Origin of the sequence: Pseudomonas sp. BIGb0164 (assembly GCF_024810135.1) — a bacterium.
Classification (GTDB): domain Bacteria; phylum Pseudomonadota; class Gammaproteobacteria; order Pseudomonadales; family Pseudomonadaceae; genus Aquipseudomonas.
The window spans coordinates 526,882-548,924 of the sequence record NZ_JANUEA010000003.1 but is presented as its reverse complement, the minus strand read 5'-3'; the positions used below and the strand labels follow the sequence as shown (position 1 = coordinate 548,924).

The 22,043-nt window shown below is 60.5% G+C and carries 18 protein-coding genes; 11 read left to right on the top strand and 7 right to left on the bottom strand.

Annotated features, from left to right (window positions below; genetic code table 11):
- Positions 1-100 precede the first annotated feature (100 nt).
- From M2394_RS10370 to M2394_RS10340, 7 genes are all read left to right on the top strand, one after another.
- Positions 101-1,087 (top strand): phosphate ABC transporter substrate-binding protein PstS, encoded by a 987-nt coding sequence (locus M2394_RS10370; RefSeq protein ID WP_053258707.1) that lies wholly within the window; start codon positions 101-103, stop codon positions 1,085-1,087.
- Positions 1,088-1,527: 440 nt separating this feature from the next.
- Entirely contained in the window at positions 1,528-3,561 is a 2,034-nt protein-coding gene (locus M2394_RS10365; protein WP_259172550.1) for an ABC transporter permease subunit, read from the top strand.
- A 15-nt stretch (positions 3,562-3,576) separates the two neighbouring features.
- Complete coding sequence (gene pstA / locus M2394_RS10360) at positions 3,577-5,247, top strand: phosphate ABC transporter permease PstA (RefSeq protein ID WP_178920419.1); 1,671 nt, start codon at positions 3,577-3,579, stop codon at positions 5,245-5,247.
- A gap of 140 nt (positions 5,248-5,387) precedes the next feature.
- Positions 5,388-6,221 (top strand): phosphate ABC transporter ATP-binding protein PstB, encoded by an 834-nt coding sequence (gene pstB / locus M2394_RS10355; protein WP_178920417.1) that lies wholly within the window; start codon positions 5,388-5,390, stop codon positions 6,219-6,221.
- A 71-nt stretch (positions 6,222-6,292) separates the two neighbouring features.
- Positions 6,293-7,054, top strand: a complete 762-nt coding sequence (gene phoU, locus M2394_RS10350) for a phosphate signaling complex protein PhoU (protein ID WP_176994499.1) — start codon at positions 6,293-6,295, stop codon at positions 7,052-7,054.
- A gap of 163 nt (positions 7,055-7,217) precedes the next feature.
- Complete coding sequence (locus M2394_RS10345) at positions 7,218-8,126, top strand: response regulator (RefSeq protein ID WP_178920415.1); 909 nt, start codon at positions 7,218-7,220, stop codon at positions 8,124-8,126.
- 216 nt (positions 8,127-8,342) lie between these two features.
- Entirely contained in the window at positions 8,343-9,005 is a 663-nt protein-coding gene (locus tag M2394_RS10340; RefSeq protein ID WP_259172401.1) for a M23 family metallopeptidase, read from the top strand.
- Between the two features lie 89 nt (positions 9,006-9,094).
- Here M2394_RS10340 and M2394_RS10335 read toward each other — a convergent pair whose 3' ends face one another.
- The 3 genes from M2394_RS10335 to phoB all read right to left on the bottom strand — a co-directional run bounded on the left by M2394_RS10335 (position 9,095) and on the right by phoB (position 12,753).
- Positions 9,095-10,435 (bottom strand): hemolysin family protein, encoded by a 1,341-nt coding sequence (locus M2394_RS10335; RefSeq protein ID WP_178920411.1) that lies wholly within the window; start codon positions 10,433-10,435, stop codon positions 9,095-9,097.
- A 259-nt stretch (positions 10,436-10,694) separates the two neighbouring features.
- A complete protein-coding gene (phoR, locus tag M2394_RS10330) occupies positions 10,695-11,981 on the bottom strand; it encodes a phosphate regulon sensor histidine kinase PhoR (RefSeq protein ID WP_218172521.1) in 1,287 nt (428 codons plus the stop codon).
- Between the two features lie 82 nt (positions 11,982-12,063).
- The gene (phoB, locus tag M2394_RS10325) at positions 12,064-12,753 is read right to left on the bottom strand and encodes a phosphate regulon transcriptional regulator PhoB (RefSeq protein WP_003195617.1); all 690 of its coding nucleotides are present in this window, start codon (positions 12,751-12,753) and stop codon (positions 12,064-12,066) included.
- A gap of 153 nt (positions 12,754-12,906) precedes the next feature.
- Between phoB and M2394_RS10320 the strand changes: the two genes are divergently transcribed.
- Entirely contained in the window at positions 12,907-13,284 is a 378-nt protein-coding gene (locus M2394_RS10320; protein WP_178920409.1) for a hypothetical protein, read from the top strand.
- Between the two features lie 119 nt (positions 13,285-13,403).
- On the opposite strand, the gene ubiA is transcribed toward M2394_RS10320, so the two are convergent.
- Together ubiA and M2394_RS10310 are read right to left on the bottom strand one after the other, a co-directional pair.
- Positions 13,404-14,294 carry a 4-hydroxybenzoate octaprenyltransferase gene (gene ubiA / locus M2394_RS10315; RefSeq protein ID WP_259172400.1) on the bottom strand — a complete coding sequence of 297 codons (891 nt, stop codon included), beginning with the start codon at positions 14,292-14,294 and terminating at the stop codon, positions 13,404-13,406.
- Positions 14,294-14,857 carry a chorismate lyase gene (locus M2394_RS10310; RefSeq protein ID WP_178920405.1) on the bottom strand — a complete coding sequence of 188 codons (564 nt, stop codon included), beginning with the start codon at positions 14,855-14,857 and terminating at the stop codon, positions 14,294-14,296. The genes ubiA and M2394_RS10310 overlap by 1 nt, the downstream gene beginning before the upstream one ends.
- Before the next feature lie 196 nt (positions 14,858-15,053).
- On the opposite strand from M2394_RS10310, the gene M2394_RS10305 reads away from it, so the two are divergent.
- The 3 genes from M2394_RS10305 (at position 15,054) to M2394_RS10295 (ending at position 16,874) form a co-directional block, all read left to right on the top strand.
- Positions 15,054-15,221, top strand: a complete 168-nt coding sequence (locus M2394_RS10305) for a rubredoxin (protein WP_015886569.1) — start codon at positions 15,054-15,056, stop codon at positions 15,219-15,221.
- A gap of 37 nt (positions 15,222-15,258) precedes the next feature.
- Positions 15,259-16,407, top strand: coding sequence for an NAD(P)/FAD-dependent oxidoreductase (locus M2394_RS10300; RefSeq protein ID WP_178920403.1), 1,149 nt, complete (start codon positions 15,259-15,261; stop codon positions 16,405-16,407).
- A 191-nt stretch (positions 16,408-16,598) separates the two neighbouring features.
- The gene (locus M2394_RS10295; protein WP_003213368.1) at positions 16,599-16,874 is read left to right on the top strand and encodes an HU family DNA-binding protein; all 276 of its coding nucleotides are present in this window, start codon (positions 16,599-16,601) and stop codon (positions 16,872-16,874) included.
- A gap of 112 nt (positions 16,875-16,986) precedes the next feature.
- Here M2394_RS10295 and M2394_RS10290 read toward each other — a convergent pair whose 3' ends face one another.
- Together M2394_RS10290 and M2394_RS10285 are read right to left on the bottom strand one after the other, a co-directional pair.
- Complete coding sequence (locus tag M2394_RS10290) at positions 16,987-17,613, bottom strand: hypothetical protein (protein WP_259172399.1); 627 nt, start codon at positions 17,611-17,613, stop codon at positions 16,987-16,989.
- Positions 17,610-22,034 carry an RHS repeat-associated core domain-containing protein gene (locus M2394_RS10285; protein WP_259172398.1) on the bottom strand — a complete coding sequence of 1,475 codons (4,425 nt, stop codon included), beginning with the start codon at positions 22,032-22,034 and terminating at the stop codon, positions 17,610-17,612. The genes M2394_RS10290 and M2394_RS10285 overlap by 4 nt, the downstream gene beginning before the upstream one ends.
- Positions 22,035-22,043 lie beyond the last annotated feature (9 nt).

Sequence of the window (22,043 nt, the reverse complement as noted above, 5' to 3'; positions counted from 1 at the left end):
TGGCCTTTCATCTAATTGTCATATTCCAGACATAGAGTGTTCACACGGCCTACCGATACTTGGCCCCGATCCAACTATCCCTATCTGCTAGGAGCAAGGCATGAAACTGAAGCGTTTGATGGCGGCAATGACTTTTGTCGCTGCTGGCGTTGCGACCGCCCACGCGGTGGCCGCTGGTGTTGACCCGGCAATTCCGGCTTACGCCAAGACCACCGGTGTATCGGGCAACCTGTCCAGCGTTGGTTCCGACACCCTGGCTAACCTGATGACCCTGTGGGCTGAGTCCTACAAAAAGGAATACCCGAACGTCAACATCCAGATTCAGGCTGCCGGCTCCGCCACTGCACCTCCTGCGCTGACTGAAGGCACCTCCAACCTGGGCCCGATGAGCCGCAAGATGAAGGACACCGAACTGGCTGCCTTCGAGCAGAAGTACGGCTACAAGCCAACCGCTATCCCGGTTGCCGTGGACGCCCTGGCCGTGTTCGTACACAAAGACAACCCGATCCAGCACCTGACCATGGAACAAGTCGACGCGATTTTCTCCTCGACTCGTCTGTGCGGCGCCAAAGCCGACGTGAAAACCTGGGGTGACCTGGGCGTGACCGGCGACCTGGCCAACAAGCCAGTGCAACTGTTCGGCCGTAACTCGGTATCCGGCACCTACGGCTACTTCAAAGAAGAAGCCCTGTGCAAAGGCGACTACAAGCCAAACGTGAACGAACAACCAGGCTCGGCTTCGGTCGTGCAGTCGATCAGCTCCTCGCTGAACGGCATCGGTTACTCGGGCATCGGCTACAAGACTGCAAGCGTGAAGACCGTTGCTCTGGCCAAGAAAGGCAGCACTGACTTCATCGAAGACAGCGAAGAAAACGCCCTGAACGGCAAATACCCGCTGTCGCGTTTCCTCTACGTCTATGTCAACAAAGCCCCGAACAAGCCTCTGGCCCCGCTGGAAGCTGAGTTCGTGAAACTGGTTCTGTCCAAACAAGGCCAGGAAGTTGTGGTGAAAGACGGCTACATCCCACTGCCCGCCAAAGTCGCCGCCAAGGCCCTGGCTGACCTGGGTCTGAAAGAAGGCAACTAAGCCTGCAACACCTGTAGGAGCTGGCTCGCCAGCGATGGAAGTGACGCGGTGTGCCAGGCACACCGCTTCGCCGGCAAGCCGGCTCCTACAGTCCATTTTCTAGTCCGCTGCCAGCCTTGCTACGCGGCGGCTTTGTTGCGTCACTGCATTGTCATCTTTCTGTCATACAGGATCGCTAGGGTGTGCGCATGAATGATCTGGCCAATTCCACCATGACGACTACTTCTCCCCCCAAGCGCATTGATTTCAATACGCCTGAGCTGCAACGCAAGCGCCGCATTCGCGCGCTCAAAGATCGCCTGACCCGTTGGTACGTCTTGATCGGCGGCCTCGCCGTCCTCGGCGCCATCACCCTGATCTTCTTCTTCCTCGCCTATGTCGTCGCGCCTTTGTTCCAGGGTGCCTCGTTGACCAAGGAAGATGCCCTCACGCCTGCGTGGATCCAGGACGCCGGCAAGCCGCTGATGATCTCTCTGGAAGAACAGAACCAGGTCGCCATGCGGGTTTCCGACAAGGGCCAGGCGCTGTTCTTTGATGTGGACAGTGGCGCCGAGATCAAGCGCGTCGAATTGCCGTTGCCGGCTGGCAGCCAAGTGGTGTCCATTGGTAAAGACCAACCGGGCAGCCCGTTGGTGATCCTCGGTTTGTCCAATGGCCAATCCCTGGTGTTCCGCCACACCTATAAAGTGTCGTACCCGGACGGCAAGAAAACCATCAACCCAGCAGTCGAATACCCTTACGGTGAAACGCCAATCGTGCTGGACGATGGTGGTCGCCCGCTGGAACACGTTGCACTGAACGCCACTGACTCCTCCCTGGTGGTTGCCGGTTCGTCGGGCTCGCACTTGAACGTGCTGTCACTGAGCCGCGAAGAAAACATGATGACCGGTGAAGTCACCAGCGAGCAGAAGCGTATCGAGCTGCCGCAAATGACCGAGCCGGTGAAGGCGATCTTCATCGACCCACGCCAGCAGTGGCTGTACGTGATCAACGGTCGCGCGTTGGCCGACGTGTTCAGCCTGCGTGACAAGAGCCTCAACGGTCGCTACAAACTGCTCGAAGACGGCGCTGCCGAGATCACGGCCAGTACCCAACTGGTGGGCGGTATCTCGCTGATCGTCGGTAACTCCAAGGGTGGCCTGGCCCAGTGGTTCATGGCCCGCGACCCGGACGGCGAGCAACGCCTGAAACAGATCCGCACCTTCCAGATGGGTACTGCACCCATCGTGGAAATCACCGCTGAAGAGCGTCGCAAAGGCTTCACTGCCCTGGATGCTTCCGGCAAGTTCGGCGTGTTCCACAGCACCGCCCACCGCACCCTGCTGGTCGACCCGGTGGTTGATGGCCAAGGCCTGTTCGGCCTGTCGCCACGCGCCAACCGCGTGATCGTGGAAGCCGGTGGCAAGCTGCAACCGCTGCTGCTGGACAACCCGCACCCGGAAGTGTCCTGGAGCGCGTTGTGGAGCAAGGTCTGGTACGAAAACTACGACGAGCCTAAGTACGTCTGGCAATCGACCGCCGCCAACACCGACTTCGAACCGAAGATGAGCCTGGCTCCGCTGACGTTCGGTACGTTGAAAGCTGCGTTCTACGCCATGCTGCTGGCTGCACCGCTGGCCGTTGCCGCTGCGATCTACACCGCTTACTTCATGGCCCCGAGCCTGCGCCGCAAGGTCAAGCCGGTGATCGAGTTGATGGAAGCGATGCCGACGGTGATCCTCGGCTTCTTCGCCGGCCTGTTCCTGGCGCCGTATGTGGAAGGGCACCTGCCGGGCATCTTCAGCCTGCTGATGCTGCTACCGATTGGCATCCTGGTGGCTGGTTTCATCTTCAGCCGCCTGCCTGAGTCGCTGCGCCTGCGCGTTCCTGATGGCTGGGAAAGCGCGATCCTGATCCCGGTGATCCTGTTCGTGGGCTGGCTCTCGCTGTACATGAGCCCGTACCTGGAAACCTGGTTCTTCGGCGGCGACATGCGCATGTGGATCTCCCACGACCTGGGCATCACCTACGACCAGCGCAACGCACTGGTAGTCGGCCTGGCCATGGGTTTTGCGGTGATCCCGAACATCTACTCCATCGCCGAAGACGCCGTGTTCAGCGTGCCGCGCGGCCTCACCCTGGGCTCCCTGGCCCTCGGCGCCACACCATGGCAGACCATGACTCGCGTGGTCATCCTGACCGCCAGCCCGGGTATCTTCTCGGCGCTGATGATCGGCATGGGCCGTGCGGTCGGCGAAACCATGATCGTGTTGATGGCCACCGGCAACACCCCGGTGATGGAGATGAACCTGTTCGAAGGCCTGCGCACCCTGGCGGCCAACGTGGCGGTCGAGATGCCGGAGTCGGAAGTGGGCGGTAGTCACTACCGCGTGCTGTTCCTCTCGGCACTGGTACTGCTGCTGTTCACCTTCATCATGAACACCCTCGCCGAGCTGATCCGTCAGCGTCTGCGCAAGAAATACTCGTCGCTTTAAGAAAGGTAGAAGTCTGTGAAACAGAACTCCCTGAATGGATGGTTCAAGAGCGGCGCCCCCGGCGTCTGGATCAGCGGTGGCGCGGTGTCCATCGCGGTCATCATGACCATTGGCTTGCTGGCGGTGATTGCCGTGCGTGGTCTCGGCCACTTCTGGCCGGCCGACCTGATCCAGGCCAACTACAGCGTGCCTGGCCTGGAAAACCATATCGTCATCGGCGAAGTGGTGCAGAAGGAAGAAGTGCCGCGTGAGCGCCTGAAAAGCGCCGGCCTGCCCGTGCCGGAGCAAGGCCCGGAATTCATGACCCGCGAGCTGATCAAGGTCGGTAACCGGGACCTGAACGGCAACGACTTCACCTGGATCGTCGGCGAGTGGTTGAAGGACCAGACCAAGCCTGCGGACCTGATGGCCATCGAGCGTCGCGAGTGGGGCAACTTCTACGGCACCCTGGTCAACGTGAAGCAGGACGGCAAGGTCATTGCTGAAGGCGAGGCCGCGTGGCCTGAGCTGCAGGCGCGTGTCGACCGTGTGAACAAGCTGGCAGCTCAGCTCAAAAGCCTGGAAAAAACCGATATCGGCGCGATCAACGCCGGGCTGGAGCGCATTCGCCTGCACGGTCGCAAGCTGGAGCTGGAAGGCAAGCTCGACGCCACCGCCCAGGCCGACATGGACACTGGCCGTGCCGAGCTGAACAACCGCTATAAAGAGATCGAAGCGCGCCTGGCTGACCTGCACACCCAGTTCAACCGCGACTCGCTGACGGCCCGCGATGGCAACGGCAAGGAAGTGGAAATCGGCATCGGCAAAGTGGTGCACGCTTACCAGCCGAACGCCATGGGCACCCTGACCAAGATCGGCTTCTACTTCAGCAAGGTCTGGGAATTCCTCAGCGATGACCCACGGGAAGCCAACACCGAAGGCGGGATCTTCCCGGCCATCTTCGGCACCGTGATGATGACCCTGATCATGGCGATGATCGTGACCCCGTTCGGCGTACTGGCGGCGGTGTACCTGCGTGAATACGCCAAGCAGAACACCCTGACGCGGGTTATCCGCATTGCGGTGAACAACCTGGCGGGCGTACCGGCCATCGTCTACGGCGTGTTCGGCCTGGGCTTCTTCGTGTATGTACTGGGTGGCTCGGTTGACCGCCTGTTCTTCGCCGAAGCCTTGCCGGCACCGACCTTCGGTACGCCGGGCCTGCTGTGGGCTTCGCTGACCCTGGCGTTGCTGGCGGTGCCGGTGGTGATCGTGGCCACTGAAGAAGGCCTGGCGCGAATTCCTCGCACCGTGCGTGAAGGCTCCTTGGCACTGGGCGCGACCAAGGCGGAAACGCTGTGGAAGATCGTGCTGCCGATGGCCAGCCCGGCAATGATGACCGGCATGATCCTCGCCGTGGCCCGCGCCGCCGGTGAAGTGGCGCCGCTGATGCTGGTTGGTGTGGTGAAACTGGCGCCGTCGCTGCCGCTGGACGGCAACTACCCGTACCTGCATCTGGACCAGAAGATCATGCACTTGGGCTTCCATATTTATGACGTCGGCTTCCAGAGCCCGAACGTCGAAGCCGCACGGCCGCTGGTGTACGCCACCGCCTTGCTGCTGGTGCTGGTGATCGCCACGCTCAACCTGTCGGCAGTGTGGATCCGTAACCACCTGCGCGAAAAGTACAAAGCGCTGGATAGCTGATCTGAATTGAACGCGGACTCAATGTGGGAGCGGGCTTGCTCGCGAATGCGGTGTCTCAGAAACACATAGGTCGACTGACCCGACGCCTTCGCGAGCAAGCCCGCTCCCACACAACGAATTGGTAGCACAGGGAGCATCCCATGCAACACGAAACCCCTACCCACGGCATCAACATGTCTGCCCTGGGTCGCGACAAGCAGAGCCTGAGCCTGGCCCAGGAAACCGTGGCCATCGAAGTGCCGGGCCTGAGCCTGTACTACGGTGAAAAGCAGGCGCTGTTCGACGTCAGCATGAACATCCCCAAGCAGCGCGTGACCGCCTTCATCGGCCCGTCGGGCTGCGGCAAGTCCACGCTGCTGCGTACCTTCAACCGCATGAACGACCTGGTGGACGGCTGCCGTGTGGAAGGCGCCATCAACCTCTACGGCAGCAACATCTACCGTAAGGGCGAAGACGTGGCCGAGCTGCGTCGCCGCGTGGGCATGGTGTTCCAGAAGCCGAACCCGTTCCCCAAGACCATCTACGAAAACGTGGTCTACGGCCTGCGCATCCAGGGCATCAACAAGAAGCGCATCCTCGACGAAGCCGTTGAGTGGGCGTTGAAAGGCGCGGCGCTGTGGGATGAGGTCAAGGACCGCCTGCACGATTCGGCACTCGGCCTGTCTGGTGGCCAGCAGCAACGTCTGGTGATCGCCCGTACCATCGCCGTGGAGCCGGAAGTATTGCTGCTCGACGAACCGTGCTCGGCACTCGACCCGATCTCGACGCTGAAAGTCGAAGAACTGATCTACGAGCTCAAGTCCAAGTTCACCATCGTGATCGTGACCCACAACATGCAACAGGCGGCACGGGTTTCCGACTACACCGCGTTCATGTACATGGGCAAGCTGGTGGAATTCGGCGACACCGATACCCTGTTCACCAACCCGGCCAAGAAGCAGACCGAAGACTACATCACCGGTCGCTACGGCTAGAGCTCGCGGGTTCTGATTGCACTGAATGCTGCGGTTCTCCGCACCTTACCGGACGCTCCAAGGACACCCACATGATTAGCAAAGAAGGCCTTACCCATCACATCTCCGCGCAGTTCAACGCCGAGCTTGAGGAAGTGCGCAGCCACCTCCTGGCGATGGGCGGGCTGGTGGAGAAGCAAGTCAACGACGCCGTCACCGCGCTGATCGAGGCCGACTCGGGCCTGGCCCAGCAAGTGCGCGAGATCGATGACCAAATCAACCAGATGGAGCGCAACATCGACGAAGAATGCCTGCGCATTCTGGCCCGTCGCCAGCCAGCGGCCTCCGACCTGCGCTTGATCATCAGCATCTCCAAGTCGGTGATCGACCTGGAGCGCATCGGCGACGAAGCCACCAAGATCGCCCGTCGTGCCATCCAGCTGTGCGAAGAAGGCGAAGCCCCGCGCGGTTATGTGGAAGTGCGCCATATCGGCGACCAGGTGCGCAACATGGTGCGCGACGCGTTGGACGCGTTTGCCCGCTTCGACGCCGAGCTGGCGTTGTCGGTGGCGCAGTACGACAAGATCATCGACCGCGAATACAAGACCGCGTTGCGTGAGCTGGCCACCTACATGATGGAAGACCCACGCTCTATCTCGCGGGTCTTGAACATTATCTGGGTGCTGCGTTCCCTGGAGCGTATCGGTGACCACGCACGCAACATTTCCGAGCTGGTGATTTACCTGGTGCGCGGCACCGATGTGCGGCACATGGGCCTCAAGCGCATGAAAGCCGAAGTTGAAGGCACAGCCGACCAAATCCCTAATGTTCCGGGCGAACCTGACGATAAGTAAGGTTGCCCGAGAAATTAACGCCCGGCCTCAGGCCGGGCGTTTTTGTTTGTGGCACATGAATTTTTTGCGCAGCCGGGGCAATAAAGTCCGACTGTGACTACCGAGTTTTGGCAAAATGCCATCAGTCAGGCGTCTTGCGTGCCGTTTATAGGGTGAAGGGTCGATGAGTAAAGTCAGTGTATTGGTGGTGGATGACGCCTCGTTTATCCGCGACCTGGTGAAGAAGTGCCTGCGCAACTACTTCCCCGGGATCAAGATTGAAGATGCGGTAAACGGCAAAAAGGCCCAGGCCATCCTGATGCGCGAGACCTTCGACCTGGTGCTGTGCGACTGGGAAATGCCGGAAATGTCGGGCCTGGAGCTGCTGACCTGGTGCCGTGAGCAAGCCCATCTGAAGGCCATGCCTTTCGTGATGGTGACCAGCCGTGGTGACAAGGAAAACGTGGTCCAGGCGATCCAGGCCGGCGTCTCCGGCTACGTCAGCAAGCCGTTCACCAACGAGCAGTTGTTGAACAAGGTCAAGCAAGCCCTGCACAAGATCGGCCGCCTCGACGCCCTGATCGCCAGCGCCCCGACCAAGATGAACTCGGCCTTTGGCAACGACTCCCTGAGCGCCCTGACGGGCGGCAAGCCCGAAGCCGTGCGCCCGGCACCGGTGGCTGCAGCGGCACCCGCACCGAGCAAAGGCCTGCTCAACAGCCCACCGGTCCAGGCGCCTGCTGCCGCGCCGGCGGGTGGTCGTGGCCAGGGCCAACTGCGTTTGTCCAGCGGCAACCAGCAATGTGTGATCAAGGCGCTGAGCATCAAGGAAGCGCTGCTGGTGGTACGCCGCGGTGAAGTGCTGCCTCAGGTACTGGAAAGCGCGGTGCTCGACCTTGAGCAAGGTGACAACGCCGAAGTGGCGCGCCTCAACGGCTACCTGCACGCTATCGTCGCCTACGAACCCAAGCCCGACAGCGACTGGCTGCAACTGACCTTCCGGTTCATCGACCAGGATGCGCAGAAGCTCGACTACATCTCCCGCCTGATCGCCCGCGGCACGGCGCAAAAACACTTCGTACCAGGCGCCTGATAAAAACCTATCGCCCGATTGCAGGGCTTTTGTAGTGAGCGGGCTTGCCCCGCGCCGGGCCCCACGCCGGACCGCGCAGCGGCCCCCATTCAGGCACTGCGGTCCTTCGTCCAGGTGCCGGGCGGCTTCGCCACCCAGCGCGGGGCAAGCCCGCTCACTACAATCGTCATGTTCGCTTGCTAGCCTGCCGTTCAGTCATTCTGGCAGGGACACGCCATGCTCATGCGCGTATTGCTGTGCTGCGGCCTGGCCACGGTCGTTCCTTCGGCCCTGGCCATGACCGTCTACAAATCCATCGATGCCCAGGGCAACGTGGTCTACAGCGACCGGCAAACCCCCGGGGCCCAGGCGTTTGTGATCCAGGAGCGCAAACCTGCGCGTTTGTTGCTCGAAAGGCCGAAGCCGACTTATCCCCAACAAGCCTACCGTTACCCGCTGCCCTGGCGCGGCGGCCCGTTTCGCCTCACCCAAGGGCCCAACGGCAACTTCAGCCATACCGACGCCAAAAGCCGCTACGCCATGGATATCGCCATGCCTGAAGGCACGCCAATCATTGCGGCGCGCAGTGGCATGGTGGTGAAGACCGAGAACGAGCAAGTCGGGCGCGGCAATGATGCGTCAGGGAATTTTGTACGGGTGCGCCATGACGATGGCAGCGAGGCGGTGTACCTGCACCTCAAGCAAGGCTCGGTGAGTGTCAGGGCGGGGCAGCGTGTGAGTGTGGGGAGCCCGCTGGCGCTGTCGGGCAATACGGGCAACAGCAGCGGGCCGCACCTGCACTTTGTGGTGCAGCGTGCCACGGAGGCGGGGCTGGTATCGATTCCGTATGAGTTCAACCAGCCGGTGGGCACGCTGCCCAATTTTGCAGCAGGCCTGTAGGCGCCCGGCTTGCCGGCGATAGCGACCTCGAGAACTGTGATGTTCTCACGGGCCCCATCGCCGGCAAGCCGGGCTCCTACGAGGGGGGGTTAGTCGAGCAACAGGACCTTGGCCAACACGATCTTCGGGCCTTTCATCTTCTTGATGATGATGCGCAGGCCTTCCACTTCCAGCACTTCTTCCTCTTCCGGCACGCGCTTGAGCGTGTCGTAGATCAGGCCGGCCAGGGTTTCGGCTTCGATGTGGTCCAGGTCCACGCCCAGCAGGCGCTCCACCTTGAACAGCGGGGTGTCACCGCGTACCAGCAACTTGCCCGGCTGGTACGCCAGGATGCCGCGTTCGGCCTTGCGGTGTTCGTCCTGGATATCGCCCACCAGCACTTCCAGCACGTCTTCCATGGTGAGGTAGCCGATGATCTTGCCGTCAGCCTCTTCCACCAGGGCGAAGTGCGCGCCGCCTTTGCGGAACTGCTCCAGCAACTGCGACAGCGGCATATGCCGCGATACGCGCTCCAGTGGGCGGGTCAGTTCGGCCAGGTTGAACGACTCGGGGATGTGGTCCAGGGCTGCCAGTTCCAGCAGCAGGTCCTTGATGTGCAACAGGCCCACGAATTCGTTGCGGTCGGCGTCGTACACCGGATAGCGGCTGAATTTGTGGCGACGGAACAGCGCGAGGATTTCCTTGAGCGGGGCGTTGAAGTCCAGGGTCACCAGGTCTTCCCGGGAGTTGGCCCAGTCCACCACTTCCAGTTCGCCCATTTCCACGGCCGAGGCCAGCACGCGCATACCTTGGTCGCTCGGATCCTGGCCACGGCTGGAGTGCAGGATCAGCTTGAGTTCTTCGCGGCTGTAATGGTGTTCGTGGTGCGGGCCGGGCTCACCCTGGCCGGCAATGCGCAGGATCGCGTTGGCGCTGGCGTTGAGCAGGTAGATCGCCGGGTACATGGCCCAGTAGAACAGGTACAGCGGCACCGCCGTCCACAGCGACAGCAACTCGGGTTTGCGGATGGCCCAGGATTTGGGCGCCAACTCGCCGACCACGATGTGCAGGTAGGAAATCACGAAGAACGCCGCAAAGAACGACACGCCCTTGATCACTTCCGGCGATTGCACGCCCACCGCGCTCAGCAGCGGCTCGAGGATGTGCGCAAACGCCGGCTCACCGACCCAGCCCAGGCCCAGGGAGGCGAGGGTGATACCCAACTGGCAGGCCGACAGGTAAGCGTCGAGCTGGCTGTGCACGGTGCGCAGGATCTGTCCGCGCCAGCCGTTTTTGTGGGCAATGGCCTCGACCCGGGTGGCGCGTAGTTTGACCATGGCAAATTCCGCCGCAACGAAGAAACCGTTGAGCAGTACCAGGATCAGTGCAAAAAGAATCATGCCGAAGTCGGCGAAGAGTGTGGCGAGGGTGATACCAGGGGAAGGGTCCATGATGGGGTTTTGCAGGTTCCGTGTGTTCAATAAGGGGTGGCAGGTGGGCCGCAAAGGCAGGCGCAAGTCGGCCAATGTAGCGGCTGACGGGGCGCTTGCCTAGTGCCCGCTGCCGGGTGGGACGTGGAAAGTCGTATAGCCGAACCCCTGTAGGAGCTGGCTTGCCAGCGATAGCGGAGTGTCAGGCGACCTCTCTATTGGCTGTGCCAATGTCATCGCAGGCAAGCCAGCTCCCACACCGGGCAACTGTTACTTCAGGTTATTCATCATTTTCGACCAGCCGCGAACGGGTCATCTGCACCGGGGGAAAGTGGCAGGTAAAGGTACTGCCATGGCCCAGCACGCTGCTGATCTCCAGGCGCGCACGATGGCGCAGCAACACGTGCTTGACGATGGCCAGCCCCAGCCCGGTGCCGCCGGTGTTGGAGTTGCGACTGGAATCGACACGGTAGAAACGTTCGGTCAGGCGCGGCAGGTGCTTGGCGTCGATGCCGATGCCCGAGTCTTGCACGCTCAGGTGCGCGCCGTGCTCGTCGGCCCACCAGCGGATGCGGATATTGCCCTTGTCCTGGGTGTACTTCACGGCGTTGAACACCAGGTTGGAAAACGCGCTGCGCAACTCGCCTTCGCTGCCCTTGAGCAACACGGCCGGGTCGGCTTCCAGGGTGATCTGCTGCCCGCGCTGGCCGGAAAGGGCCTGGGCGTCGTTCTTGATGGTCTGCAGCAGGCTCTGCACGGCCACCGGGTGGTTGTCCGACGGGTAGTCGGTGGCTTCCAGCTTGGCCAGCAACAGCAGGTCGTTGAGCAGGGTCTGCATGCGTGAACCTTGCTGCTGCATCTGCTGCAGGGCGCGGCTCCAGCGCGGGTTGATCTCGTCGACGTTGTCCAGCAACGTTTCCAGGTAACCGCAGATCACCGTCAACGGCGTGCGCAGTTCGTGGGAGACGTTGGCGACGAAGTCTTTACGCATCTGTTCAAGCTGGTGGATGCGGGTGACGTCGCGCACCAGCATCAAGTGTTCGTTGTTGCCGTAACGCGTCAGGTACAGCTGGATGCGCACGCGGTCGTTGGTGGGCGAAGGGATTTCCAGGGCTTCTTCGTAGTTCTCCTGTTCGAAGTACTCCTTGAAGCGCGGGTGGCGCACCAGGTTGGTCACCGGTTGGCCGCTGTCCTGGGGTGTCTTGAGGCCCAGCAAGGTCTCGGCGGCGCGGTTCCACCATTCCAGGTTGCCGTCGCTGTCGAGCATGATCACCGCGTCTTTGAGCGCGGCAGTGGACTCTTGCACGCGGTCGATCACCGCTTGCAGGCGCCCGCGTACCCGTTGGTCGCGGCGTTGCAGGTGGTAAATGCTGTCGAACACCTCGCCCCACAGGCCATAGCCGTCGGGTGGTGCTTCATCGGGTTTGTGCTGGCGCAGCCATTCATGCAGGCGCAACAGTTGCTTGAGGGTCCAGCCCAGATACAGGCCGATACCAACGGCCAGGCTCCAGCCGTAATAACCGCTGACCAGGCCCACCAACAGGCAGCCGGTGATCAACAGAAGCATGTGGCGGATCAGGGTGCCATGCCAGTTCTGGTTCACTTAAACATGCGTCCTTGTCAGCTGTTAAGGAAGGAAAGGGGCTGGCTCAGCCTTTGGTGGAAAAGCGATAGCCAGTGCCGCGCACGGTTTGTACCAGATTCTCGTAGGCATCGCCCAAGGCTTTGCGCAGGCGACGGATATGCACGTCCACGGTGCGCTCTTCCACGTATACGTTGCCGCCCCAGACCTGATCCAGCAGTTGGCCACGGGTGTAGGCGCGCTCCTGGTGGGTCATGAAAAATTGCAGCAGGCGGTATTCGGTCGGGCCCATCTCGGCCGGCTTGCCGTCGATGGTCACGCGGTGGCTGATCGGGTCCAGGATCAGGCCGTCGACTTCGATCGGCGCTTCACCGTCGGTCGGGCCGGCACGGCGCAATACGGCCTTCAGACGCGCGACCAGCTCCCGTGGGGAAAACGGCTTGGTGATGTAGTCGTCGGCGCCCACTTCCAGGCCCTGGATCTTGTTGTCCTCTTCGCCCTTGGCGGTGAGCATGATGATCGGGATATCCCCGGTCAGCTCGTCACGCTTGAGGCGACGGGCCAGCTCGATGCCGGAGGTGCCGGGCAGCATCCAGTCCAGCAGGATCAGGTCCGGCTTGCGGTCGACGATAATGGCATGGGCCTGCTGGGAGTTCTCCGCCTCCAGGCAGTCATAGCCGGCCATTTCCAACGCAACGGCGATCATTTCGCGAATGGGCGCTTCGTCGTCAACGATCAGAATGCTCCTGCCAACCATGCCTAAATCCTCTTGTCATTTAACTGTCTTGCGCCGCATTAGATAACGGAATTATTGCAGTCGTGTGACAGTAATTTAGTCGCTTGGGCAATTCGCGCCTCTCTGGACTACGCTTTGGGTCCGAATCCTTACAACCACAAAAGGAAGGTTCCGATGGCTATCAACAGTGTTTCCTGGAAAGCCCTGCTGGTCACGGCGGCGTTGACGCTGCCGACGCTGGCCTTCGCGGCGGAACCCGCGATGACGAAAGACGGGATGCTGGTCGACCACAAGGGTATGACGCTCTACACCTTCGACAAAGACGCAGGCGGCAAGTCTGTATGCAAGGATCAGTGCGCAACCAACTGGCCGCCGCTGAAGGCTGAGTCTACCGACAAGTCCATGGGCGATTGGACCGTCATCACCCGCGATGACCAGAGCAGCCAATGGGCCTACAAAGGCAAGCCGGTCTACACCTACAAGGATGACCATAAGGCTGGGGACAAGACTGGCGACGGCAAGGGTGGGGCGTGGCACGTCATCAAACCTTGAGCCCGAGGCGCCGCTGAGACCTTCGCGAGCAAGCCCGCTCCCACATTTGGATTTGTGAACACAGTCGAATGTGGGAGCGGGCTTGCCCGCGAAGGCGTCAGCCCAGCCGCCGCAAAATTTCAGCGCAGGGCGTAGTCGGCGACGATACCGACAAAGATCGCCAACCCTGCCCAATGGTTATGCAGGAATGCCTTGAAGCATTTCATTCGGTCCTTGTCCCGTGTGTACCAGAACTCCCAGGCAAAACAGCCCGCCGCGGCCAACAGTCCCAAATGGAACCAGCCCCCCAGTTCGAACCGTGCACCCGCCAGCAACAGGCACACCAGAGAAAGGCCCTGCAGGGTGAGGATGATCACGCGGTCGGCATCGCCGAACAGAATGGCGGTGGATTTCACACCGATCTTCAGGTCGTCGTCACGGTCGGTCATCGCGTAATAGGTGTCGTAGCCCACCGTCCACAGCAGGTTGGCAATATAGAGAAGCCAGGCCGTGGCCGGCAGGTGGCCAGTCTCTGCGGTGAACGCCATCGGCATGCCCCAGGAAAACGCCGCACCCAGCACCACTTGCGGGTAATAGGTGTAGCGCTTCATGAACGGGTAGCTCGCCGCCAGGGCCAGGCCGCCCAAGGACAGCAGGATGGTGGTGGCGTTGGTCAGCAATACCAGCAGGAAACTGATGCCCATCAGCACCGCAAAAAACACCAGCGCCTCTTTTGAGCTGATCTTGCCGCTGACCAGCGGGCGCTGCTCGGTGCGCTTCACATGGCCATCGACCTTGCGGTCGGCCCAGTCATTGATCACGCAACCACCGGCGCGGGTCAGCACCACGCCCAGCACGAAAATCACGATATTGATCAGGGAAGGCGAGCCCTTGCCGGCAATCCACAGCGCCCACAATGTCGGCCACAGCAGCAGGTAGATGCCGATCGGCTTGTCCATGCGGGTCAGCTGAATGAAGTCCCAGGCCCTGGGATTCAGGTGGTTCAAGGACTTGAGCAGACGTTGGTACATCAGCAGTTCTCCGGGTGGTCGTGCAGCGCGTGCCAGAAGCTCGGCAAGAAGATTTCCGCCACCAGCACGCTCAACGCCCCACGGTCGAAGCGCGAACGGCGCCCCCACAACCCCTCGGCCTTGTCCGCCGCAGGCAGCCAGTCGCTTGGGTAATGGCACACCTCAATGGCTTGGCGGGTGAACGCCTGGTCGCAAAACAGCAGCTCGCCCAGCGAGCGGCTGCCCAGTTCATCCATGTGCAGGCCGTCGCCTTGCAAGGCACTGCGTGAGGCCACGCTACGGGCGAACACCCACGGCTGGCCGTGCCCACGCAGGTACACCTCGCGCACCCAGCCGATGGTGGCCGCAGGCAGGCCCAGGGCCGCGCACTCGTCTTCGCGCAGTGGCTGCCAGCCTTCGAACAGCGGCGTCACGCTGAAACCATCGTTGGACAGCCACGTCAGCCGTCGCGTCAGCGAGTCTTCGTTGAACAGCCAATTGAGGGTCAGGGGCGTGGGCAAGGGGCTCAGAAGGCTCTGGGTCAGCCATTGGCAAGCATCGGGACGGGCGATTGAGTGCGGCACGGTGAGTCAGTATTGGCAGCAAAAGAGGCGGCGAGCTTACCATGGCGTCTTGATCTTTTGCCGGGCTGAACCGGCCCCATGCGTCGATCGTGCTTGCATCTGCCGGCCCCGATCAGTACAAAACGCCCTGAGCCGCACGGCAACGCGGGTCTATCGACCGTCGGCCAAGAAGCCTGGACCCTGAGGAAGCAAGTAAATGAAGAAGTGGCAATGTGTAGTCTGCGGCCTGATCTATGACGAGAAAGACGGCTGGCCAGATGACGGAATTCTGCCTGGCACCCGTTGGGAAGACGTCCCGGAAGACTGGCTGTGCCCGGACTGCGGCGTGGGCAAGATGGATTTCGAGATGATCGAAATCGGCTGATCTGAATTTTTAAGAACCGTACTACAAGGAGAAAGGAATGAACGCACCTGTCGTGATCATCGGCACAGGATTGGCCGGTTATAACGTGGCCCGGGAGTTTCGCAAGCTCGACAGCGAGACCCCATTGCTGCTGATCACCGCAGACGACGGGCGCTCCTACTCCAAGCCCATGCTCTCCACCGGCTTTGGCAAGAACAAGGAAGCCGATGGCCTGAGCATGGCTGAACCCGGCGCGATGGCCGAGCAACTCAAGGCCGAAGTGCGCACCCACACCCGCGTCAGCGGCATCGACCCCGGCCACAAGCGCCTGTGGATCGGCGAGGAAGCAGTGGCCTACCGCGACCTGGTCCTGGCCTGGGGCGCCGAGACTGTGCGCGTGCCGGTCGAGGGCGACGCCGCTGAACTGATTTTCCCGATCAACGACCTCGAAGACTATGCGCGCTTTCGCGCGGCTGCTGCCGGCAAACGCCGGGTGTTGCTGCTCGGCGCCGGCCTGATCGGCTGCGAGTTTGCCAACGACCTGATCCTCGGTGGCTATGAGATCGACCTGGTGGCGCCCTGCGAGCAAGTCATGCCGACCCTGCTGCACCCGGCGGCCGCCGCTGCCGTGCAGGCCGGGCTCGAAGGGCTCGGTGCACGCTTCCACCTGGGCCCCGTGCTCAACCGCTTGCAGCGCACGGCGGACGGCCTGGAAGCGCACCTGTCCGACGGTGAAGTGGTGCACTGCGACCTGGTGGTCTCGGCCATCGGGCTGCGCCCGCGTGTCGACCTGGCGGCCGCTGCCGGCTTGCAAACCAACCGTGGGATCATGGTAGACCGCCATCTCAAGACCTCCCATGCCAATATCTACGCCCTGGGCGACTGCGCCGAGGTTGATGGCCTGAACCTGCTGTACGTGATGCCGTTGATGAGCTGCGCCCGTGCCCTGGCCCAGACCCTGGCGGGCAACGCCACGGCCGTCAGCTATGGGCCGATGCCGGTCACCGTGAAGACGCCGGTCTGCCCGCTGGTGGTATCGCCACCGCCACGGGGCACCGAAGGTGTGTGGAGCGTTGAAGGCCAGGGCGCCGACATCAAGGCCCTGTGCCGCGACGCAGGCGGGCGCCTGCTGGGTTACGCCCTGACCGGCACCGCCGTCATGGAAAAACTGGCCCTGAACAAAGAACTTCCGCCGTTGCTGGCGTAAATACCTGTCGTTCTGTCGGAATCAGCACGTTCTTACCCCTAGAAAGGTCGCCGCGAGACTGGCGGAGCGTGCGAGGGCATGCCATCCTCACTCCCGTCTGCCGCAGAGTAGAGCCTGCGGCGCCTTGGGCGCTGCTCCAGCAGAGAGCAGCACGGACATAACAACAAAAAACCGTCAAAGAGGCTTCACTTATGCGTAAACCAGAACTCGCAGCCGCCATCGCTGAAAAAGCGGATCTCACCAAAGAACAGGCCAACCGCGTCCTCAACGCCGTTCTCGAAGAAATCACTGGCGCCCTGCACCGCAAGGACAGCGTCACCCTGGTTGGCTTCGGCACCTTCCTGCAACGCCACCGCGGCGCCCGCACCGGTAAAAACCCGCAAACCGGTGAGCCTGTGAAGATCAAGGCCAGCAACACCGTTGCGTTCAAGCCGGGCAAGTCGCTCAAAGACAGCGTCAACCCGTAACAGCGACACCGTCTCGAAGGGAGGCGGGGCGGTAAAAGAATGGGCACGCCGACAGGGTCGGGTGCCCATTTTTTGTAGGCTGGAGAATGTCAGACCCGTAGACACCTCCCGGTTACAACTCCCCCCAAGGATCGAATTTATAAGTGGCATCCAACGGTGTGAACGCTAGCCCAAAAAGCGCCTTGGATTCGAACATCGCCTTGAATTCAGCCGAACAGACCGTTTCGTTAATATCCGTGCATAGAAACAGGTGTTGATGAATACCGGGTTTTATCTTGAATGATTCGATGGACTCAAAAACGATAGCGGGTACATCACTTTCTTCTGGTGTCTTGAGTTTGCCGGTGTATTTGTCGCGGTCGATGGTGAATACCGAATGCTCAAGATCAAGCAGGCTGAGTCGGGCGGTCGGAATGAAAAGGTTGTAGCGTTTTTCAGGTGTTTTTTTTCCTTTTAACTCTATCTCGACCTGACGCGTGATATGAGGAATTTCGAGCGTTGCGCAGATGTTCAAGACGGCATCTGTCGCCAGCAATTCCTCAATCATGAGGTCCGCTTTCAACTCCTTGATCTTGGCCTTGACTTTATAAGCACTGGCAAACTGACTCTCATCCGGTGTTTCTGAAGGGTAATGAAACTCCGGGACGCCAGGAGTCCAGTCCGACTCAAAGAAGCTGGGCGCATCCGCCCCGTTGGTGTGGTAGTTCACGATGAAGAAATCAGCGCTGGCGCCGGTCATAAAAGTCGTCCTGTAACTGCATCAGTTTTGAAGAGGCCATTCTGCAGCCCGCCGCTCGCCCATTTTTGGATGTTCGAGACTTCCAGTGCGAGGTCCATGTCAGATAACCCGGCTTGTTGTTTGTTCAAGCCCCTGAGCCTGTCCCTGACAGCATCGGTGTACTTGTTATGGTTCGACCAATGTCCAGGAAGCTGCGTTTTGGCGGCAAGGTCCTTTGATCCTGGCAGGAAAGCACCGTTGGAGGCGCCATCCGGGTCCCAACCTATCTTTTTCAGCCTGGAGAACATTTTGCCGAACTCTTTGTGTTTGATCAGCTCCTCGGGTATCAGGTGATGGTTGGCCATACCGTCACCTTTGCGAGCCCCCATGTTCTTGCCTAGCTTCGTCGAGCACCAGCCCAGTGGGTCACTCCAGCCCAGAGGGTTGGGGGCGTACTGATAGAGGTTAATGCCACCCAGTAATCCAACCGGGTCTTCTGTAGTGAATCTGCCGATATCGGGGTCATAAAAGCGGAACGTGTTGTAGTGCAGTCCGGTTTCCCGGTCCAGATACTGGCCTTGGAAGCGAATATTCTGATCTTCCAGATAATAGGGTTCCCGTTCTTCACTAACGGTATTGCCCCACACCTGATAGATCGCTTTCCAGACGATGTTTCCATCGCTCTCGGTCAATTGCTCGGGCAAACCATTGAGGTCGTTGTGGTAATAACGGGTCTTCTTGTGCACGCCCAATCCATCGACTCGCGCCAAGGGCTCGTGTCCTTGATTGAGATAGAGATAGAGGCTGCTGCGTTCATTTTGCGTCTCTGAGAGCAGTCGCAGACCGTCCCAAATGAAGCTGACTTGGCTCAAGGTATAACCATTGCGATCCTGTTCGGTCTTTTTGATACGCCGATCCAGCGCGTCGTAGGCCATCCGAACCACATGGCCCTTTTCATTGCGTACTTCTACCAGGCGGCTTTCGGCGTCATAGCTAAACCTTTGTACACCGTATCGCCCGCTGCGCTTTTCGATTACTCGGCCGAAGCCGTCATAGCGATAACGCTTGTCTTGAAAGCTGACCAACCTGTTGTGGAGCACCTTCCCCTGGCTGGGGTGGACGCTGTCAAGCAAGTTGGCTGCTGCGTCATATGCAAAGGTCTCACGAGTGCCGTACAAAGAGTCTTGGCTCGCGATAAGGCGGTCTGTTGCGTCGTAATGAAACAGTTGTTGATGGCGCGCAGAGGACCGCTGATCCAGCTTTCCGATCAAATTGTCAGCCGGGTCGTACTCGAACTGTCTTTGCATATCGGGTGGCAGCAAGGCGGGCTGGCTGTCATGACGGCGTATGCGAGCACGTAAGCGGCCGACGGGGTCGTAGTCGCTGCGCGTACTAAGCTGACCCTGAGTGCGCAAGACTTCACGATGGAGTCGGTCACGCTCGAAGTCACTGATCACCTCGCCGTCAAGATTGATTTGGTGCAAATGACCGCTCCCGTAGTAGAGGCGGTTGAGCCAGCGGCCATCAGGTACTTGGGTTTGTATCAGGTTGCCGAGTTCATCATAGCGATGGTGAAGGCTGCCAGAGGCACTGTGTTCCTCAAGCAATTGGCCGAGCGCGTTGTAGGCAAAGCCAAGCCTCTGTTCAGCGCCCGACGCCTCCTTGAACGTGACGGCGCTGAGTTGGTTCAGTGGATCGTAGTGGTATTCGGTGCGGCCATCATCCGTGACTTTTGCGATCAGTCGTCCAACGGCGTCGCGTTCCAATTGATGAATGATCGGTGCTTCAGGTGCTCGGGGGACAATTGCGAGCCCGGTGCCATAAGGCGCTGGAGTGGACGTCACGCGGATCAGGTTGTCCAGCCCATCGTAGGCGTAGGATTTTGTGCCCCCGTCGAGGCCTTGTTGCTGGATCATCCGATCACAGGCATCCCAGGTGAACCGATAGTGCTCACCATTTTCGTTGCTCAACGACTGTAACCGGCCGAACGTGTCATAGCCCAGGCTAACCTGGCGACCCTGTGCATCCGTACGTTGGCAGACCTGGCCCCTGCGATTGTGCTGGTAAAGAGTCGTGTGCCCCGCAGGGTCTGTATGACCCAGCAGTAGGCCGGCACTGTCGCGCTGGAAATATTCGGTTCGACCGTCCGGAAATTGCTTGCTGATCAGCCGACCCTGGCGGTCATGCTGGAACTGCGTGCGTTCGCCCATTGCATTGGTAATCTCCTGCAAGTACCCGTGAAGGTCGTAGCCAAAGCGAGTCGGGAATCCCGAGCAATCCAAGTGGTCGGTCAGTTGCCCGAGCGTGTTCCATTTCAACTGTTTGCTTTTGCCGGTTGCATCTATGACCTCCACCACCAAGCCTTGTGCGTTATAGCGATAACGGGTCATATGGCCCAGCGGGTCGGTCTCGGCGACACAATTACCGCGTTGATCATAGCGATACTGCCACGTGTTACCGGCGGCGTCGGTTTGTGTGCGTGGCAGCGACCAATGCTCCAGCCAAAGTGTGGATACGCTACGCCCGAGTGGATCCGTCTCAGCCGTCAGGTTGCCGGACTCATCGTAGCTGTATTCGTAGCGCCCTCCTTGAGGGTCCGTAGCGCTCAGTAACTGACGCTCGTCGTTCCACTCGAATAGCCAGGTTTTATCCAGATTGTCGGTGAATGCGATTATCTGATGCTGGGCATTCCACTGACGAGTACTGACACGTTGCAGGCTGTCTGTGACGCGTGTGATGCCCTTTTGCAAGTCATACTCGAATTGGTAGGCGTCGCCCTCGTCGGTCCAGTGTCGTACCACTCGCCATTCAGTGTTGTCGATGTGGCCCCACTCATAAAAGCAGCGCAGACCGGTAGGGAGCTGGTGTTCAATCATCCTGCGACCGGCGTCGTAGGCAAAGCGTCGCTGAACCTCGCCGGAGGCGTTGCTTACTTGCGCCAATTCACCTATCGCGTTGTAGCGGTAGCTGACGAGAACCTCACGCGACTGGTCGGCGTACAGGCGTTCGATTCGCTCCAGGCGATCCTGGTCGTAAACCAGCTCAACCTGGACCTGGTTCGATGTGTCCCGCAGGCGCGCAATGCGGCCGTTCTCGTGGTAACCGACGAAAATCCGATTGTCATTGCGATCCCCCAACTGACTCAACCGAAGGTGCGTGGTCGAACCTGGTGTGAGATCGAAGAGGCGATACAACCCATCATCGCTCTCGATCAATAACTGACCGTTGTAATGGCGCCTGAAGCTCAGTACTTCTGCAGGGCTGAACATTGCGCTGCCTGGCACAAGCGAACCCAGGTTGATACGCCGCCCTTGCTCATCTGTATAGATCAGCTCTTCGCCGCCTTCAGGATGCATCAGGACTTCGACACTCACCTCATAGGCAACGCTCCAGCCCGCGCCGAAGAGACCTGCTGTGCGTATATCGTGGCTGTTATAGACGCGCTGCCAGGCCATGGGCAACGCACCTGGCAGCACGAAATCCAATTCATTCGTGCCGCCCAGTATTTTGGCGCCTGTCGCGGTATGCACGGGGTTAAGTGAAGACATGGCGGCGTTTGTCATGGCGCCGATGGCCTGGCTCACGGCAAAGGAGCTGACACCGCCCAACAACATGCACGGCAAATTACTCAGCGTCTTGCCCTTGGCTCCTTTAAGCATCATTAATGCTTCAATCGCCAAGCCAACGCCGGGGGTCTTCCCGCTGCGAATTTCCTGCACCACCACCGTCCCACCACCAATGGTGACGTTTGGCGAGATCAGCCCCGATGACACCACCGTCGCCTCGCACATGCTGCGATCACCGCTGCGCACGGCGGGCTGGCCGTTGATGGTGACTTTGTCAGACCCTTCGGCCAGAAGCTGTGGCGGCATCGGCGGATGGCGGGCGCACAGGACCATGTCGGTGAGGGCCGGCACCACACCCGGTGCAGGCGTGGCGACGGTGGGCCGCCATAGCTGGGAGAAGAAACCCTCGGCCATGTCCAGGAAGCCAGGCTCGGGTTTTGGCTCGGGGTCGAGCTCCGGCGGCGCTTGCTCAAGCTCCGTACCAGCGGGCGCCACGTGCGAGGGAATGGAGCCCGCAGCCCGCGCAGCCGGAATGCTGTTGACGAAGGTGTCGGTCGAACCCACCGCAATCGTAGCTTCCACCACGGGCGGGAACAGCGCATTGGCGAAGCTCTCGCACATCTTACTGAGGCCCTTGTCGGCCCCCGTCTTGCTCATGGCCATGCCGACGACGATGCCCACCACCGCACCGAGGATGCAGCCGCCGATACCGGCGGTAGCAATTGTCACCCCCACGGCAGCCGCTACAGCTGCAGTCGCCAGCGCAGTAATCGCCACGTTGGCCGCCACCTCCAGCACGCCGCCGAGGATATCGGCCATCATGGAGGTGTGGGTCAGCGCATCGCCCATACGGGCCGCCCATAACGCGTCAGACATGCAGGCAGC

Excerpts from the sequence above, each read along its gene's own strand:
- M2394_RS10370 (WP_053258707.1), top strand. The coding sequence starts at position 101 with ATGAAACTGAAGCGTTTGATGGCGGCAATGACTTTTGTCGCTGCTGGC.
- pstB (WP_178920417.1), top strand. The coding sequence starts at position 5,388 with ATGCAACACGAAACCCCTACCCACGGCATCAACATGTCTGCCCTGGGT.
- phoU (WP_176994499.1), top strand. The coding sequence starts at position 6,293 with ATGATTAGCAAAGAAGGCCTTACCCATCACATCTCCGCGCAGTTCAAC.
- M2394_RS10345 (WP_178920415.1), top strand. The coding sequence starts at position 7,218 with ATGAGTAAAGTCAGTGTATTGGTGGTGGATGACGCCTCGTTTATCCGC.
- M2394_RS10340 (WP_259172401.1), top strand. The coding sequence starts at position 8,343 with ATGCTCATGCGCGTATTGCTGTGCTGCGGCCTGGCCACGGTCGTTCCT.
- M2394_RS10335 (WP_178920411.1), bottom strand. The coding sequence starts at position 10,435 with ATGGACCCTTCCCCTGGTATCACCCTCGCCACACTCTTCGCCGACTTC.
- phoR (WP_218172521.1), bottom strand. The coding sequence starts at position 11,981 with ATGCTTCTGTTGATCACCGGCTGCCTGTTGGTGGGCCTGGTCAGCGGT.
- phoB (WP_003195617.1), bottom strand. The coding sequence starts at position 12,753 with ATGGTTGGCAGGAGCATTCTGATCGTTGACGACGAAGCGCCCATTCGC.
- M2394_RS10320 (WP_178920409.1), top strand. The coding sequence starts at position 12,907 with ATGGCTATCAACAGTGTTTCCTGGAAAGCCCTGCTGGTCACGGCGGCG.
- ubiA (WP_259172400.1), bottom strand. The coding sequence starts at position 14,294 with ATGTACCAACGTCTGCTCAAGTCCTTGAACCACCTGAATCCCAGGGCC.
- M2394_RS10305 (WP_015886569.1), top strand. The coding sequence starts at position 15,054 with ATGAAGAAGTGGCAATGTGTAGTCTGCGGCCTGATCTATGACGAGAAA.
- M2394_RS10300 (WP_178920403.1), top strand. The coding sequence starts at position 15,259 with ATGAACGCACCTGTCGTGATCATCGGCACAGGATTGGCCGGTTATAAC.
- M2394_RS10295 (WP_003213368.1), top strand. The coding sequence starts at position 16,599 with ATGCGTAAACCAGAACTCGCAGCCGCCATCGCTGAAAAAGCGGATCTC.
- M2394_RS10290 (WP_259172399.1), bottom strand. The coding sequence starts at position 17,613 with ATGACCGGCGCCAGCGCTGATTTCTTCATCGTGAACTACCACACCAAC.
- M2394_RS10285 (WP_259172398.1), bottom strand. The coding sequence starts at position 22,034 with ATGTCTGACGCGTTATGGGCGGCCCGTATGGGCGATGCGCTGACCCAC.